Here is a 271-nt window from a genome sequence, read left to right as displayed (position 1 = left end):
TCGGCAGCGTCAGATGTGTATAAGAGGCATCCACCTGCAGATGGGCAAGCGGCCGATCGACGCCGCTCTGGAGGCGGCCAACGAGATCGGGCTCGCCGTCATTGCAACCACCTTCACGCTGGTCGCGGTCTTCCTGCCGACGGCCTTCATGAGCGGCATACCGGGACTTATATTCCGCCAGTTCGGTATCACCGCCGCGGTGGCGGTCCTCGTCTCGCTCGTCGTCGCACGCCTGCTGACGCCGATGATGGCCGCCTATTTCATGAAGGCC

The 271-nt window shown here is 63.5% G+C and carries 1 protein-coding gene; it reads left to right on the top strand.

What is annotated here, in order from left to right:
• Positions 1–13: 13 nt before the first annotated feature.
• Positions 14–271 (top strand): efflux RND transporter permease subunit (locus AF337_RS13840; protein ID WP_280138849.1); only part of this gene is annotated, 258 nt, incomplete at its 3' end.

The organism is Rhizobium ecuadorense (assembly GCF_001187535.1).
GTDB lineage: Bacteria > Pseudomonadota > Alphaproteobacteria > Rhizobiales > Rhizobiaceae > Rhizobium > Rhizobium ecuadorense.
This window is presented reverse-complemented; position numbering and strand designations above follow the sequence as displayed.